The organism is Nitratireductor sp. J20-h4 (assembly GCF_056780505.1).
In genome coordinates this window covers 4,305,748-4,320,499 of sequence record NZ_CM165557.1, presented here as the reverse complement: position 1 = coordinate 4,320,499, position 14,752 = coordinate 4,305,748, and the positions used below count along the sequence as shown (strand labels likewise).

General features: G+C 67.0%; 12 protein-coding genes. 5 read left to right on the top strand and 7 right to left on the bottom strand.

Annotated features, from left to right (window positions below; all coding sequences use genetic code 11):
- Positions 1-16: 16 nt before the first annotated feature.
- From ACT2B0_RS20885 to ACT2B0_RS20875, 3 genes are all read right to left on the bottom strand, one after another.
- A complete protein-coding gene (locus ACT2B0_RS20885) occupies positions 17-2,200 on the bottom strand; it encodes a transglycosylase domain-containing protein (protein ID WP_473460171.1) in 2,184 nt (727 codons plus the stop codon).
- A 123-nt stretch (positions 2,201-2,323) separates the two neighbouring features.
- Positions 2,324-2,941: a ribonuclease D gene (locus ACT2B0_RS20880; protein WP_473460170.1), complete on the bottom strand. Its 618-nt coding sequence runs from the start codon at positions 2,939-2,941 to the stop codon at positions 2,324-2,326.
- Between the two features lie 16 nt (positions 2,942-2,957).
- A complete protein-coding gene (locus tag ACT2B0_RS20875) occupies positions 2,958-4,346 on the bottom strand; it encodes a M20/M25/M40 family metallo-hydrolase (protein WP_473460169.1) in 1,389 nt (462 codons plus the stop codon).
- 478 nt (positions 4,347-4,824) lie between these two features.
- Here ACT2B0_RS20875 and polA point away from each other — a divergent pair, with 478 nt between their 5' ends.
- Both polA and ACT2B0_RS20865 read left to right on the top strand, forming a co-directional pair.
- On the top strand, positions 4,825-7,758 hold the full coding sequence (polA, locus tag ACT2B0_RS20870) for a DNA polymerase I (RefSeq protein ID WP_473460168.1): 2,934 nt from the start codon (positions 4,825-4,827) through the stop codon (positions 7,756-7,758).
- Positions 7,759-8,394, top strand: coding sequence for a LysE family translocator (locus ACT2B0_RS20865; RefSeq protein WP_473460167.1), 636 nt, complete (start codon positions 7,759-7,761; stop codon positions 8,392-8,394).
- Positions 8,395-8,501: 107 nt separating this feature from the next.
- On the opposite strand, the gene ACT2B0_RS20860 is transcribed toward ACT2B0_RS20865, so the two are convergent.
- The 4 genes from ACT2B0_RS20860 to rpe all read right to left on the bottom strand — a co-directional run bounded on the left by ACT2B0_RS20860 (position 8,502) and on the right by rpe (position 11,158).
- A complete protein-coding gene (locus tag ACT2B0_RS20860; protein ID WP_473460166.1) occupies positions 8,502-8,933 on the bottom strand; it encodes a Fur family transcriptional regulator in 432 nt (143 codons plus the stop codon).
- Positions 8,934-9,079: 146 nt separating this feature from the next.
- The gene (locus ACT2B0_RS20855; protein ID WP_473460165.1) at positions 9,080-9,784 is read right to left on the bottom strand and encodes an HAD-IA family hydrolase; all 705 of its coding nucleotides are present in this window, start codon (positions 9,782-9,784) and stop codon (positions 9,080-9,082) included.
- Positions 9,781-10,338, bottom strand: coding sequence for a thioredoxin family protein (locus ACT2B0_RS20850; RefSeq protein ID WP_473460164.1), 558 nt, complete (start codon positions 10,336-10,338; stop codon positions 9,781-9,783). Before ACT2B0_RS20850 ends, ACT2B0_RS20855 begins: the two co-directional genes overlap by 4 nt.
- A 133-nt stretch (positions 10,339-10,471) precedes the next feature.
- Positions 10,472-11,158: a ribulose-phosphate 3-epimerase gene (gene rpe, locus ACT2B0_RS20845; protein WP_473460163.1), complete on the bottom strand. Its 687-nt coding sequence runs from the start codon at positions 11,156-11,158 to the stop codon at positions 10,472-10,474.
- Between the two features lie 224 nt (positions 11,159-11,382).
- On the opposite strand from rpe, the gene ACT2B0_RS20840 reads away from it, so the two are divergent.
- From ACT2B0_RS20840 to ACT2B0_RS20830, 3 genes are read left to right on the top strand one after another with little or no spacing between them, the layout of a single operon-like run.
- Entirely contained in the window at positions 11,383-13,617 is a 2,235-nt protein-coding gene (locus ACT2B0_RS20840) for a caspase family protein (protein WP_473460162.1), read from the top strand.
- A 32-nt stretch (positions 13,618-13,649) separates the two neighbouring features.
- Complete coding sequence (locus ACT2B0_RS20835) at positions 13,650-14,060, top strand: hypothetical protein (RefSeq protein WP_473460161.1); 411 nt, start codon at positions 13,650-13,652, stop codon at positions 14,058-14,060.
- Positions 14,057-14,719, top strand: coding sequence for a DUF4760 domain-containing protein (locus ACT2B0_RS20830; RefSeq protein WP_473460160.1), 663 nt, complete (start codon positions 14,057-14,059; stop codon positions 14,717-14,719). The genes ACT2B0_RS20835 and ACT2B0_RS20830 overlap by 4 nt, the downstream gene beginning before the upstream one ends.
- The last annotated feature ends 33 nt before the right edge of the window (positions 14,720-14,752 follow it).

Below are 14,752 nucleotides of genomic sequence, written 5' to 3'. Positions count from 1 at the left end.
CCGGCTGCGCGGCGCGTCAGCGTCCCAAAATGATGTCGACGATCGAGCGCGGCGCGTCCTCGCGCGACGCCCCGAGCCCGGCCTTCGGCCGCGGGATCGACGCCGTGCTGGTTTTCTCGACCGCAGGCACGGAGGGTTCGCCGGCGCCGTCCTGCGTGGCGGCGACCGGCAGCGCCGGCCTCGGTGGCTGATCCGGAGCCGGTGCGCGCCGCCAGCCGGCGCCGGGAAGCATCTTGACCGGCACGCCGCGATGCGCGGCTTCCATGAACTCGCGCCAGGCAAGCACGGGCAGGGTGCCGCCGGTGACGTTTTTCGTCGGCGTGCCGTCATCGTTGCCGAACCACACGCCGGTGGTCAGATTGGCCGTGTAGCCGATGAACCAGGCGTCGCGCGCCTTCTGGCTGGTGCCGGTCTTGCCCGCGGCCGGCCAGCCGAACGCGGCCTTGCGCGCGGTTCCGGAACGAACCGTCTCGGCCATCATCGCGTTCATCATCGCCACGATATCAGGCTTGAGCACGCGCGGCACCGCGCCGGGCCTGTGCTCGTAAAGCACCTTGCCGCCGACGGTGCTAACGCGGCGCACGACGTGGATTTGCGGGCGATAGCCGCCATTGGCAAACGGCACATAGGCGGCGGTGAGTTCCAGCGGCGTCACTTCCGAGGTGCCGAGCGCGATCGAGGTGTTGGCGGAAAGCTGCGATTCCACGCCAAGCCGATGGGCGGCCTCGACCACCGCGCGCGGGCCAACCTCCATGGCAAGCTGCGCGGCGACCGAATTCAGCGATTTCGCCAGCGCCGTCGTCAGGCTCACCTGCCCGTAATATTTGCCCTTGTAATTGTCGGGCGTCCATTTGCCGATCCGCACCGGCGCGTCGTTGCGCGTGCTTTCGGGTGTGCGGCCCTGTTCCAGCGCGGCCAGGAAGACGAACGGCTTGAAAGCCGAACCCGGCTGGCGACGGGCCTCGGAGGCGCGGTCGAACTGGCTGTTGGCGTAGTCGTAGCCGCCGACCATGGCGCGTAGCGCGCCGGTGCCGTCGATCGAAACCAGCGCGCCCTGGCTGACCCTGAGCTTTTTGCCGTTTTCGCCGATCAGGCGCCGGATCGAGCCTTCGGCGCGTTTCTGCAGCGTGAGATCGATCGTCGTTTCCACGATGACGTCGGCGCGCACGTCGCCGATCAGGCCGGGCAGCTCTTCCATCACCCGGTCGGCCACGTAGTGTTCCGCGCCCGACCAGTAGGCGGCGGCTCGCGTCGCCGGCGCGCTCATCGCCGTCGTCATTTCGCGGCCGTTGATCATGCCCTGATCGTTCATCGCCGAAAGCACGGTCTGCGCGCGCGCCTCGGCCGCCTTGGGATCGCGCGCCGGCGAAAGCCGCGACGGCGCCTTGAGCAGGCCGGCCAGCAGCGCCGCCTCCGGCAGGCTGACCTCGCGCGCCGATTTGCCGAAATAGCGCCGCGCCGCGGCCTCGACACCATAGGAGCCGGAGCCGAAATAGACCCGGTTGAGATACATTTCCAGGATCTGCGCCTTGGTGTGGCGCTGTTCCAGCCACAGCGCCAGAAGCACTTCCTGGACCTTGCGCTCGATGGTGCGGTCGGGTTCCAGAAACAGGTTCTTGGCAAGCTGCTGGGTCAGCGTCGACCCGCCCTGGACAAGCCTGCCATTCACCAGATTGGCCAGCATGGCGCGCGCCAGCCCGATCGGGTCGACGCCGAAATGGGAATAGAAGCGCCGGTCCTCGATCGCGATCACCGCCTGGGGGATATAGGGCGACATCTCGTGCAGCCCGACGGCCTCGCCGCCGGTCATGCCGCGATTGGCGATCAGCTCGTTCCTGACCGACAGGATCTTGACGTTGGGCGGCCGGTCGGGAATCGACCAGGTCGTGGCGCTCGGGAGCCGTGCGCCGTAAAAGGCGATCAGGCCGACACCGGCGATCCCGACCCAGATCGACAGCACCAGCGACCAGTAGGCGCCGCCGCGCAGCAGCGAAAACAGCGCGCCGCGCCGCCGCCGCCGCGCCTTGCCGGCTGCCGGCCTGCGCCGGGCGGCGGATTTGGACTGAACGGATTTCTTTGGCCGCGGGCCCGGCTTCTTGGCCGCCCCGCCGCCCCGCTTGCCGGCGCCGGACGTGCGGGACCTGGCCTTCGTCTCGCCGAAGGTCGGCTCGATCCGTCTGGGGGTCTTTGCTTTGGCCATAAGATGTCCGCGCCGCCCGGTCGCTCGGGCGTTGCTCGGAAAACTAGGCCGCGCGGTTTAAGGCCGGGTTAAGCGGGCGCGGCGGGGGGCCGGCGTCCGCCGCACCCGCCCGCCGCGATAGACTCAGCTATGGGCGAAAATATCGGCCTCCGGCCAGCCCATCAGGTCGAGCCTGGCCCGCGTCGGCAGGAAGCCGAAACAGGCCTCGGCCTCCCGGGTCCGGGCCTCGCGCTCCAGCCGCTCGGCCAGAACCGCGCGCAGCCGATGCAGGTAAAGCACGTCCGAGGCGGCGTATTCGAGCTGCTCTTCGCTCAGCGTCTCGGCCGCCCAGTCCGAGCTCTGCTGCGCCTTCGACAGCGACACGCCGAGCAGTTCGGCTGAGATGTCCTTCAGCCCGTGCCGATCGGTATAGGTGCGGGTCAGCCGCGAGGCGATCTTGGTGCAGAACACCGGTTGCGGCATCGCGCCGAACGCGTGCGACAGCACCGCCAGGTCGAAGCGCGCGAAGTGGAAGATCTTGGTGATCTTGCGGTTTTTCAGCAGGCTGACCAGATTGGGCGCCTTTTTCTGCCCCTTGTCGATCTGGATCACGTCGGCGGTGCCATCGCCCGGCGACAATTGCACCACGCACAGCCGGTCGCGATGCGGATTGAGACCCAGCGTCTCGGTGTCGATGGCGATCGCGTCGACATCGTAGTTGGACAGGTCGGCAAGGTCGTTGCGGTGAAAACGGATGGTCATGATGGTCTCCGGCGCTTTAGCGGGCAAGGGCGTCGAGAATGCGCGCCCAGGAGCGCTGGCCGCCATGGAAGGAGGACATCTCGTATTTCTCGTTCGGCGAGTGCACGCGATCGTCCGGCAGGCCGAACCCGACCAGCAGCGAGTCCATGCCCAGCATCTTCTGGAAGTCGCCGACGATCGGGATCGAGCCGCCCATGGCGATCATCACCGCCTCGTTCGGCCATTCCTCCGACAGCGCGGTCTTGGCCTTTTGCAGAAGCGGCGAATCGTAGGGCAGGTGAATCGCCGGCGAGGAGCCGTGCTCGGTGAATTCCACCGAACAGTCGGCGGGGATGCGGGCGCGCACGAAATCGCGGAACCCGGCGCGGATCTTGACCGGGTCTTGGCTGTGGACGAGCCGGAAGGAAACCTTGGCCGAGGCCTCGGCCGCGATCACCGTCTTGAAGCCCTCGCCCTCGTAACCGCCGGAAATCCCGTTGACCTCGGCCGTCGGCCGCGCCCAGGTCAGTTCGAGCACCGAGCGGCCCTTTTCGCCGGCCGGGATCGACAGGCCGATATCCGACAGGAACGTGTCGGCGCCGCGGCCGAGCTTTTCCCAGGTCGCGCGCACATCGGCGGGTGTTTCCTCCACCCCGTCGTAAAAGCCGGGAATGGTGACGCGGCCGCTATCGTCGTGCAGATCGGCCAGGACCTTGGCCAGGATGTGGATCGGGTTGGCCGCCGCGCCGCCATAGAGGCCGGAATGAAGGTCGCGGTCGGCCGCCCTGACCGTGATCTCGTCGCCGACCAGCCCACGCAGGGCGGTCGAGATCGCCGGGGTCTCGACGTCCCACATGCCGGTGTCGCACACCAGCGCGAAATCGGCCTTCAACTCCGCTTGATTGGCCTTCAGGAAGGGTTTTAGCGACGGCGAACCGGATTCCTCCTCGCCCTCGAACAGGATCGTCACCTTGCACGGCAGGCCGCCAGTGGCGGACTTCCAGGCCCGGCATGCTTCCACGAAGGTCATCAACTGGCCCTTGTCGTCGGCGGCGCCGCGCCCGGTGATGATCCTGCGGCCGGTTTCGCCGGTCTTGACCGCCGGGGCGAACGGGTCGTCGTGCCACAGATCCAAGGGGTCGACCGGCTGCACGTCGTAATGACCGTAAAACAGCACATGCGGCGCGTCCGCGCTGGCGCCTTGGTGATGGGCGACCACCATCGGGTGGCCTGTCGTATCGCGCACAGTGGCCTGAAAGCCGAACGATTCCAGATCCTTGGCCAGCCAGTCCGCCGCCTGGCGGCAATCCGCCTTGTAGGCCGGATCGGTGGAGATCGAGCGGATGCGCAGCAGCTCGAAAAGCCGCGACAGGCTGTTGTCGAGATCGGCGTCGATGGCGCCGAGGACGGAATCGAGATTGGACATGGGTTTTCCCCTGGATACGCGTTCGCCGCGCAACCTAGAGCGTTTCCAGGTGAAGTGGAAGCCGGTTCGCCGTTAGGAAATGCGTCAAAACAATAAGTTAGAGCCGGTCTGCGATTCCGCGAAAAGCAGAACGGCTCTAGTCCGGTGAAATCGCTGGGGAAGAGCGCACGACCAACGAAAACGGCCACCGTGGTGGAGGGGGGAACCACGGTGGCCTTTTGTGTGCGGCAGCCCGGAGAGGGGGGGATGCGGCCGCCGCATTGTCCGGCGAGGCGGGGGACGGGCCTTTGACCGAACTCGGCGATAATTGCCGATGGACTCAAAATGGTTTTTGAAAATGGCGATTCAAGGGCACGAAGATTACAAGTCTGTAACAAACCCGTGAAAGGACCCGGTGCCCGGCGTGGCTGGCAGCAGCTTGTCCGAAACGGTTCTTTCACATGGATTTCGCGGCCGGCCCGCGCTATCCCTTCTCGCCATGAAAAAAGGCGATCATCTGTTCCTTGTCGACGGCTCCGGTTACATTTTCCGGGCCTATCACGCATTGCCGCCGCTGACGCGCAAATCCGACGGTCTGCCGGTCGGCGCGGTGGCGGGCTTCTGCAACATGCTTTGGAAGCTGATACAAAGCGCCCGCGACACCTCCGTCGGCGTGACCCCGAGTCATTTCGCGGTGATTTTCGATCATTCGGCGAAGACCTTCCGCAGCGAGCTTTATCCCGAATACAAGGCCAACCGCTCGGAGCCGCCGGAGGATCTGGTGCCGCAATTCGGCCTGATCCGCCAGGCCACGAAGGCGTTCGACCTGCCCTGCATCGAGATGGAGGGCTTCGAGGCCGACGATCTGATCGCCACCTATGCCCGGCTCGCCCGCGAGGCAGGCGCCGACGCCACCATCATTTCCTCCGACAAGGACCTGATGCAGCTCGTCGGCGACAAGGTGACGATGTACGACCCGATGAAGGATCGCGAGATCCGCGTTGCCGAAGTGATCGAGAAATGGGGCGTGCCGCCCGAGAAGATGATCGACCTGCAGGCGCTGACCGGCGATTCGGTCGACAACGTCCCGGGCGTTCCGGGTATCGGGCCGAAGACCGCCGCACAGTTGCTGGAAGAATACGGCGATCTCGACACGCTTTTGGAGCGGGCCTCTGAGATCAAGCAGAACAAGCGCCGCGAATCGATCATCGCCAATGCCGACAAGGCGCGGATATCGCGTGACCTGGTGCGCCTGCGCGACGACGTGTCGGTCGGCGAGGCGCTCGACGAATTGGTTCTGCAGCCGCCCGACGGGCCCAGGCTGATCGCCTTCCTGAAGGCGCTGGAATTTACCACGCTGACGCGCCGGGTCGCGGAGGCGACCGGCGCCGACGCGGCCGAGGTGGAGCCGGCTTCCGTCGAGGTGGATGACGCCGCGCGCGCGCGCGGCCCGGATCTGGATGCCGGCGCCGGGCAGGCGCCGGCCGATCAGGTCAGGGACGAAAAAGGCCAACGAACCGCCGACGAGCCGACCCCGGCCGCGCTTGCCGCCAGGCGGGCCGAGGCGGCGGCCGCCGCACCGATCGACCGGTCCGCCTATGTCACCATCCGCGACATGGAGACCTTGCGGGCCTGGATCGCCGAGGCGCGGGAGGCCGGCATTGTCGGGTTCGACACTGAAACCACCTCGCTCGATCCCATGCAGGCCGAATTGGTCGGCTTTTCGCTCGCCACCGCGCCCGGACGGGCGGCTTATGTGCCGCTTGGCCACAAACAGGGCGCCGGCGACCTTCTGGGCGGCGGGCTTGCCGAGGGCCAGATTCCGTTCGACGAGGCGGTGCAGGCGATCGGCGGGCTGTTGACCGACCCGGCCGTGCTCAAGATCGGCCAGAACATCAAATATGACTGGCTGCTTCTCTACCAGCACGGCATCGCCATGGCGCCGGTCGACGACACGATGCTGATTTCCTACGTCCTTGATGCCGGCAAGGGCGGCCAGGGCATGGATGCGCTGTCGGAACGCTGGCTCGGCCATGTGCCGATCCCCTACAAGGAGGTGGCCGGTTCCGGGCGCAACGCCGTCACCTTCGACATGGTCGATATCGACAAGGCTACCGCCTATGCCGCCGAGGACGCCGACATCACCTTGAGACTGTGGCGGGTGTTGAAGCCGCGCCTGGCGGCCGATGGGCTGGTCAGCGTCTACGAGCGCCTCGAGCGCCCGTTGATCGACGTCATCGCTCGCATGGAAGCGCGCGGCATCTCCGTCGATCGCCAGATCCTGTCGCGGCTTTCCGGCGAGTTCTCGCAGGCTTCCGCCGGCGTCGAGGAAGAGATCTACGAGCTTGCCGGCGAACGCTTCAACATCGCCTCGCCCAAGCAGCTCGGCGACATATTGTTCGGTAAGATGGGACTGGAGGGCGCGCGCAAGACCGCCACCGGCCAATGGTCGACCTCGGCCCAGATCCTGGAGGATCTGGCCGCGGAGGGACACGAACTGCCGCGCAAGATCGTCGGCTGGCGTCAGCTCACCAAGCTGAAATCGACCTATACCGACGCGCTGCCCGGCTTCATCAACCCCCAGACCAAGCGCGTCCACACCTCCTACGCGCTCGCCTCGACCTCGACCGGGCGGCTGTCGTCCTCGGACCCGAACCTGCAGAACATCCCGATCCGCACCGTCGAGGGCCGCAAGATCCGCACCGCCTTCATCGCCGAACCCGGCCGCAAGCTGATCTCGGCCGACTACAGCCAGATCGAGCTGCGGGTGCTGGCCCATATCGCCGACATTCCCCAGCTCAGACAGGCCTTCGCCGACGGGATCGACATTCACGCCATGACCGCGTCGGAAATGTTCGGCGTGCCGGTCGAGGGCATGCCGTCGGAGGTGCGCCGGCGCGCCAAGGCGATCAATTTCGGCATCATCTACGGCATCTCCGCCTTCGGGCTGGCAAACCAGCTCTCGATCCCGCGCGAGGAGGCGAGCAGCTACATCAAGAAATATTTCGAGCGCTTCCCGGGCATTCGCGACTACATGGACAAGACCAAGGCGCAGGTTCGCGAGAACGGCTTTGTCGAGACCATCTTCGGCCGGCGCGCGCATTATCCCGAAATCCGCTCTCCCAATCCGCACCAGCGCTCCTTCAACGAACGCGCGGCCATCAACGCGCCGATCCAGGGCTCGGCGGCCGACATCATCCGCCGCGCGATGGTGCGTATGGAAAAGGCCTTGGCCGATGCCGGCCTCGACAGCGTGCAGATGCTGTTGCAGGTCCATGACGAACTGATTTTCGAGGCGCCGCAGAGCGATGTCGAAGCCGCGATTCCGGTGATCCGCGACATCATGGAAAACGCGGCCATGCCGGCGGTTTCGATGGCGGTGCCGCTGCGTGTCGACGCGCGTGCGGCCGACAATTGGGACGAGGCGCATTGAGTGGATAGTCTCCTCCCGCTCTCCGTCACGACATTGCTGTCGTTCTCGCTGGCCTCGTTCCTGATCGAGCTCACGCCCGGTCCCAACATGACCTATCTGGCGCTGGTCGCCGCGCAGGAGGGCCGGCGCAAGGGCTATGCCACCGTGGCCGGTGTCGCGCTCGGGCTGGCCGTGATCGGCTTTGCCGCCGCCTTCGGTGTCGCCGAGGTCGTCCAGGCCTCTCCCCTGCTTTATGAGGGGTTGCGCTGGGCCGGTGTCCTGTTCCTGCTTTTTCTGGCCTGGGACGGCTGGCGTGGCGGCGTCGACGTGGTCGCCGAGGCGGGGCGGCCCGCTGCCGGGGAGAAATATTTCGCCCGCGGTCTGATCACCAACCTGCTCAACCCCAAGGCGGCCGTTTTCTACGTCGCCGTCCTGCCGACCTTTTTGGAAGCGGGGCGTCCGCCCCTGGCGCAAACGCTGGCATTGACGACGACCTATGTTGTCGTGGCGACACTGGTGCACGTGCTGATCGTGACGCTTGCCGGCGCGCTCGAGCCGTTGCTCAACAATGCGCGGCGCGAGCGTCTGGCCCGCCGGGTCCTGTCGGGGCTGCTTGCGCTGGTCGCCGTGTGGTTCGGCTGGTCGACCGCGCGCTAAAGCGTTTCCAGGCGACGTGGAAGCCGGTTCGCCGTTCAAAAACGCGTCAAAACAATGAGTTAGAGCCGGTCTGCGATTCCGCGAAAAGCAGAACGGCTCTAGATGCTCTAGACTGCGTTGCCGCGCAGGCGCTCGTCGGCTTCTGCCGCCGCGCAGGCCGCGCACAGGCCGCGAAACTCGATCACGGCCTTGTTCGGCCGGAAGCCGCTTTCGGCCACCCAGCTTTCCAGCCGCTTGCCGACCACCGGATCGGCGAACTCGGCCACCTGGCCGCATTTCTCGCAGATCGCGAAAGCGGTGATGCCATGCACATGGGCATGGTCGCCGGTGCAGGCGACGAAGGAATTGAGGCTTTCGAGACGGTGCACCAGCCCGTCCTTCATCAGCCGGTCGAGCGCGCGATAGACCTGCAGCGGCGCGCGAAAACCGTCGTCGCGCAACAGGTCGAGCAGCGCGTAGGCGCTGAGCGGCCCTGCCGCGCCCTCGAGCTTTTCGAGAACGAGCGCCTGGTTGCGGGTGAGTTCTGCCTTGGCGTTCATCTCATATCCTGCCGTATGGCACACTTTGTGCGCCAGCCGCGCCTCGGGTGCAAGTCGCAGGCGTGTCGCGCCCGCGACTTGCATACCGATCGCCGTCCCTCTTCCGGGGACGATACTGTCCCTGCGGCCGTCGGCCGGGCGTCCCGTCAGCCGGCGGCCGGCGCTTTCTGCACGGCCGTGATCGCGTCGGCGAGGCCGGAAAGATCGTCGATGACCGCGTCGGCGCCGAGCGTTTCCAGCGCCTGCCTGGCATAACCGCCGCGCACCAGCACGCAGGGCAGGCCGGCGGCGCGCGCCGCCTCGGCATCGACGGCGCTGTCGCCGACCATCACCGCCGTTTCCGCCGTGGCGCCGATCGCGCCCAGGGCGGCAAACAGCATGTCGGGCTCCGGCTTGCTCGCCAGGCCCGGCCGGCTGCCGACCACGGCGCCGAACGCCTGTGACAGGCCGAAATGATCGAGGATCGCCTCCGTCGCCTCCTGCGGCTTGTTGGTGACGACGGCGAGCGCGGCGCCCATGGCGCGCAGCTGCCCGAGAACTTCCGCCGTGCCCGCCATCAGCGTGGTCTGTGCGGTCAGGCCGTCGCGATAGGCCGCCATCATGGCGTCGGTGGCCGCGGCCCGGCCGGCGGCGTCGAGCGGCCGGCCGCGTGCCTCGAAGGCGCGTTGCACCAGCTTGGCGACGCCGTTGCCGACCATGCCGCGCACGTCGGCCACCCCGAGCGGCCGCGCGCCGTGTGCGACCAGCACCGAATTCACGGCGGTTGCGAGGTCGGCCACCGAATCGATCAGCGTGCCGTCGAGATCGAACAGTACGGCAAGACCGCCGGCTGGTTTGCCGTTGCGCCTCACGCGGCGTCCTTCCACTTGATCGAGCAGCCGATCGAGGCGATCTGCTCGCGGGGGCCCTCGCCGGACCGGGCGATCTGGAGCATTGCTTCATAGAGATCGCGGCGCAGGTCGGCCGGCCCCTCCTCGCGCCGCGAGGCGTCCAGCCGGCCGCGATATTGCAGTTTCAGGTCGGCGTTGAAGCCGAAAAAGTCCGGCGTGCAGGCCGCGCCATAGGCGCGCGCGACCGACTGGTCCTCGTCGTGCAGATAGGGAAAGGAGAACCGGTGCCTTTCGGCGAACCGTTTCATGTTCTCGAACGAATCCTCGGGATGGCTCGTGGCGTCGTTGGAGTTGATGGCGACGAAGCCGATGCCGTTGTCGCGCAGGTCGCTGGCGTCGCGCACGATGCGTCCGATCACCGCCTTCACGTAGGGGCAATGGTTGCAGATGAAGGCCACCACCAGACCGCCCGGCCCGGCCAGGTCGGAAAGCTGATGCTTGTTGCCGTCCGTTCCCGGCAGGATCGCATCGACGGCCGGCCAGCCGAATTCGCAAACGGGGGGTATCGCAGCCATGGGGCACTCTCCTCAGCCGGGTCGGGGCGCGTCCGGGCGCGGTCGCGTCATATCCGTTGTCTCGTTGCGGCCCGTCCCCGTGCGCGACCCGGCCGCCAGTTCGGCCGATCATGCCTCAGGCCGACGCGTCCTGTCACGCCGCCTTGGCAAGCGCGGCGTCGGCGGCGGTGCGGATGGCGTCGATATTGGCGCGATAGGCGGCCTGGGTGCCGCCCTTGAACACCGCCGAGCCGGCGACCAGCACGGTGGCGCCGGCGGCCGCCACCAGCGGCGCCGTTTGCGGCGTCACGCCGCCATCGACCTCGATATCGATCGGCCGCTCGCCGATCATCGCCTTGATCCGACGGACCTTCTCGACCACGGCCGGGATGAAGGCCTGGCCGCCGAACCCGGGATTGACGGTCATCAAGAGGATGAGGTCGAGCCGGTCGAGCACATATTCGATCACGCTTTCCGGCGTCGACGGGTTGAGCGACACGCCCGCCTTCTTGCCGAGCGCCTTGATCGCCTGAAGCGACCGGTCGAGATGCGGGCCCGCCTCGGCGTGGACGGTGATGATGTCGCAGCCCGCCTCGGCGAAGGCGGCCAGATAGGCGTCGGCGGGCGCGATCATCAAATGGCAGTCGAACACCTTGTCGGTACGCGCGCGCACGGCCTTGATGACGGTCGGTCCGAAGGTGATGTTGGGCACGAAATGGCCGTCCATCACGTCGAGATGGATCCAGTCGGCACCCGCCGCCGCGACGGCTTCCACCTCTTCGCCGAGCCGCGAAAAATCGGCGGACAGCACCGAGGGGGCAATGATCGACTTCATCGGCATGGTGCGAGATCCTTTCGTGCGGCCGCTGCGGCGATGCGAACCGGATTGCAGTGGCGCGCGCTCCGTGTCAACACGGCAGGCGCGGTCGGATGGGCGTCATCCCCGGCAGCGGCCCGTTCAAGCGGGTTTTGCTTGTTCTTGGCCGCAGCTTGGGTAGTTTTCCAAAAACCGCCCCATTGTTGGGCGACCTCTGTGGGCGAGGGACTGGGCTTGGGAGAAGTTCGATGAAGCGGATCTTGCATCGCGCGACGCTGCTTGCCGTCGGCACGGCGGCCTTGGTGGCCGTGTTCACGGCCGGCATCGGCCAGGCGCTGGCGCGCACCAACTATGCCATGGTCGTCGGCGTGACGGCCTATCCGAACCTGCCGAAGCGAAACTGGCTGGTCGGGCCGCGCAACGACGCGCTTCTGGTGCGCGACTTTCTGACCACCCAGGCGCATGTGCCCTTCGAGCCGCAGAACGTGTTCGTGCTGGCCGACGACGTCGAGGGCGGCAGGGAGCCGACGCTTGCCGGCATTTTGGGATCGCTCGACGAGATCGCCGAAAAGGCCGGCCCCGACGATTTCGTCTATCTGCAGTTTTCCGGCCACGGGTTTCAGCAGACGGCGGCCGATCCGAGCACGGAGACCGACGGGCTCGACGAGATTTTCCTGCCCAAGGACACCGGACGCTGGGTCGACCGGGCCAAGGGCATGCCGAACGCGCTGGTCGACGACGAGGTCGGCAAGGCGCTGACCAAAATTCGCGCCAAGGGCGCCTTCGTCTGGGTGGTGTTCGACGCCTGTCATTCCGGCACCGCCACCCGCGCCGCGCCCGGAGACGACGTGCAGGAGCGCAAGATCGATCCCGAGGCGGTCGGGATGCCGGCCGAAATCCTGATCCCGGCGGACGGCTCGCGCAGCCTGTCGGGCGAGGCGGCCGCGGCCGCGCCGATGGAGATCGACACGGCGCCGTCCGAGACGGCCGAGATGGGCGGCATGGTCGCCTTCTTCGCCGCGCAGACCGACGAGACCACGCCCGAAATGCCGCTGCCGCGCGGGGCGAAGGGCGCGCCGAAATACGGGCTGTTCACCCACACGCTGTTTTCGCAGCTCGGCGCCAATCCCAATGTCAGCTACCGCCAGCTCGCCCAGGGCATCCTGCAGCATTATGCGGCCATCAACCGGTCTTCGACGACGCCGCTTTTCGAAGGCGACCTCGACGTGCCGGTGTTCGGCACCGAACTCGACGACTTCATTCCGCAGTGGCCGATCGCGATCGGCGAGCGCGGCGTGGAGATACCGGCCGGGCGCATCCACGGTCTGAGCGAGGGCGCGCGGCTGGCGATCCTCGACAAGCCGGGCGCGAGCGAGGAGGAGGCGATCGGCTACCTTGAGGTGACGTCGCTCGACACGTTCAAGAGCCGGCTTGTCATCGCCGGCCCGGACGACGCGGCCGAGACCGCCGACACCAGCGACATGACGGCGACCGCCGAACCCGCCGACGAGACCGGTCGCGCCGCGATCAGGACCGTTTCCGAAATTCCCGAAAACGCCTTCGCGCGGCTGGTCGAGACCCGGTTCGATTTCGTGCTCAGGGTCGCCCGTCCGGAGCCGTCGGGCGAATTCCCCGAGGCGGTCGCCGGCGTCAATGCGCTGCTCGACGACATCGCCGGCGACGACACGCGGCAGATGAGCGTCGAACTCGTCGATCCCGGCCAGCCGGCCGACCTGAGGCTGGCCGTGTTTTCGGAGGCGAGCCTGCCGGACGCGGCTTTCGACGCCAGCGCCGCCCCCGGCCTATGGTTCCTGCCCGAGGCCGGCACGATGACGCTCGAGGACGGCCGGCGTCCGCCCTCGATCATCATGCAAAGCGGCGACGATGATGCGGTCGGCGAGGCCCTGGCCTATTATCTGTCGCGCATCTATCGCGCGACCAATCTCGCCCGTATCAGCCAGGGCTCCGACTACGGCCCCGACGAGGTGACGGTCGATTTCACCTTGCAGCGCATGGCGAGCGGCAAGGAGGAACAAATCAGCGCGACGGCCGCCCCGCGCGCCGTGCCGCAGGACCGGGTGCGGGTGACGGCGACCAACAACACCGACAATCTGGTCGACCTGAACATTCTCTACATCGGCAGCGACTATTCCATCACCCACATGGCCAAGGAGCGGCTGCAGCCGTCGGCGACCTATGACGAGGTGTTTTTGGAATTCACCGACGAGAGTTTCGGCCGTGAGACCATGGTCGCGATCTTCACCGAGGCGTTCGACGGCACCCAGACCGAGGATCTCGGCTTCCTGGCCCAGGACGGCCTGAAACAGACCATGCGCGGCGGCGGCGCCTCGATCGCCGACGCGATCCGGGCGATGGGCATGGGCGGCGCCACTCGCGCGGCCAAGGCGGTCGGCGGCACGCAAAGCCGCAAGGCGAGAGGGTCGGTCCGCTTCTTCCCGGTGCTGACCGTGCCCAAGGGATGAGGCGCGAGGGAGATAGGCGAGGATTGTCGGCGATGATGGGCAGGAGTTCAAACCGGTCTGGCGCACGGCGCATCGTGCCGCGCCTGCGGCCGGTCGCGGCGCTGCTTGCCGGGCTTTTCGCGGTCGCGCCCGCGCCGGCGGCCGAGCCCTGCGGCCTCTGCGCGGCGGCCGTCGCGATCAACCCGCCGCTCGCGCAATGCCTGCTCGACCGCTACGCCACGCTCGCCACCAGCGGCAATGGCGTGATCGCCGTCGATCTGAGCGATTGCGAAACCGAGCGCGGCATCGTCGAGGCGCTGCCGGCCGTCGGCGGCGAACCCGACGAGCCGGACCTGAAATTCATGTTGTCGCGTCCCCAGCTCGATTGCCTCAAGAGCCGCCTCGAAGAGCCCGGCCTGGTGCGCGATCCCGTCACTAGGATCGATCTGGACACCTGCGGATGAGCGAGGCCGGAGGGGGCGGCGAAGGCCGCAAGAAACGCAGGAAACTGCCGGAAACGGTCACCGGCTTTCCCGACGTGCCGGCCCACGAGCTGAAGGAGGAGCCCAACCCCTTCAACGATCCCGACTGGCGCATGCTGGGTTATGCCTGGACCGGCTTCACGCTGCGCATCGTTCTGGTGCTCGCGGCGATCTTTTCGGTCTATCAATACATGCAGGCGCGCGAGGAACAGCGCATCGAGCGCACGCTGCAGCTGGTCGAATTGTGGGAACGGCCCGAATATCAGGATGCCCAGCGCGCGCTCAAGCAGCGGCTGGGCGCGTTGAACGAAAAACATGCCGGCCTGCTCGGCAACAGCCCGAGCCAGGCCGAGATCGCGATCTATTACGAGCGCATCGGCCTGGAGGCGATGAAGCCGGAAGGCGGGACGATGCCGGCCGAGGACTTCCGCGAGGCTTTCGACCGGCTGGTCTATTTCCTCAACCGGCTGTCGTTCTGCGTCGAGGGCAATCTGTGCTCGCAGGCGGTCGCCGATGCCTATTTCCTCGATTTCGCCAAATCGTTCTGGGGTTATTTCGGCGGCTTCGTGGCCGAACAGCGCAAGCGCGGCGCGCCGAATTTCGCCAGCGCCATCGAGGATTACGTGACCGCCGAACGATAGGGGGGGCTCGCGGTGAGCGACGCGGGGAACAAC

Bases quoted from the DNA above. Each gene is read 5' to 3' on its own strand.
- ACT2B0_RS20875 (WP_473460169.1), bottom strand. From the start codon at position 4,346: ATGTCCAATCTCGATTCCGTCCTCGGCGCCATCGACGCCGATCTCGAC.
- ACT2B0_RS20840 (WP_473460162.1), top strand. From the start codon at position 11,383: ATGAAGCGGATCTTGCATCGCGCGACGCTGCTTGCCGTCGGCACGGCG.
- polA (WP_473460168.1), top strand. From the start codon at position 4,825: ATGAAAAAAGGCGATCATCTGTTCCTTGTCGACGGCTCCGGTTACATT.
- ACT2B0_RS20850 (WP_473460164.1), bottom strand. From the start codon at position 10,338: ATGGCTGCGATACCCCCCGTTTGCGAATTCGGCTGGCCGGCCGTCGAT.
- ACT2B0_RS20835 (WP_473460161.1), top strand. From the start codon at position 13,650: ATGATGGGCAGGAGTTCAAACCGGTCTGGCGCACGGCGCATCGTGCCG.
- ACT2B0_RS20860 (WP_473460166.1), bottom strand. From the start codon at position 8,933: ATGAACGCCAAGGCAGAACTCACCCGCAACCAGGCGCTCGTTCTCGAA.
- ACT2B0_RS20880 (WP_473460170.1), bottom strand. From the start codon at position 2,941: ATGACCATCCGTTTTCACCGCAACGACCTTGCCGACCTGTCCAACTAC.
- ACT2B0_RS20830 (WP_473460160.1), top strand. From the start codon at position 14,057: ATGAGCGAGGCCGGAGGGGGCGGCGAAGGCCGCAAGAAACGCAGGAAA.
- rpe (WP_473460163.1), bottom strand. From the start codon at position 11,158: ATGCCGATGAAGTCGATCATTGCCCCCTCGGTGCTGTCCGCCGATTTT.
- ACT2B0_RS20885 (WP_473460171.1), bottom strand. From the start codon at position 2,200: ATGGCCAAAGCAAAGACCCCCAGACGGATCGAGCCGACCTTCGGCGAG.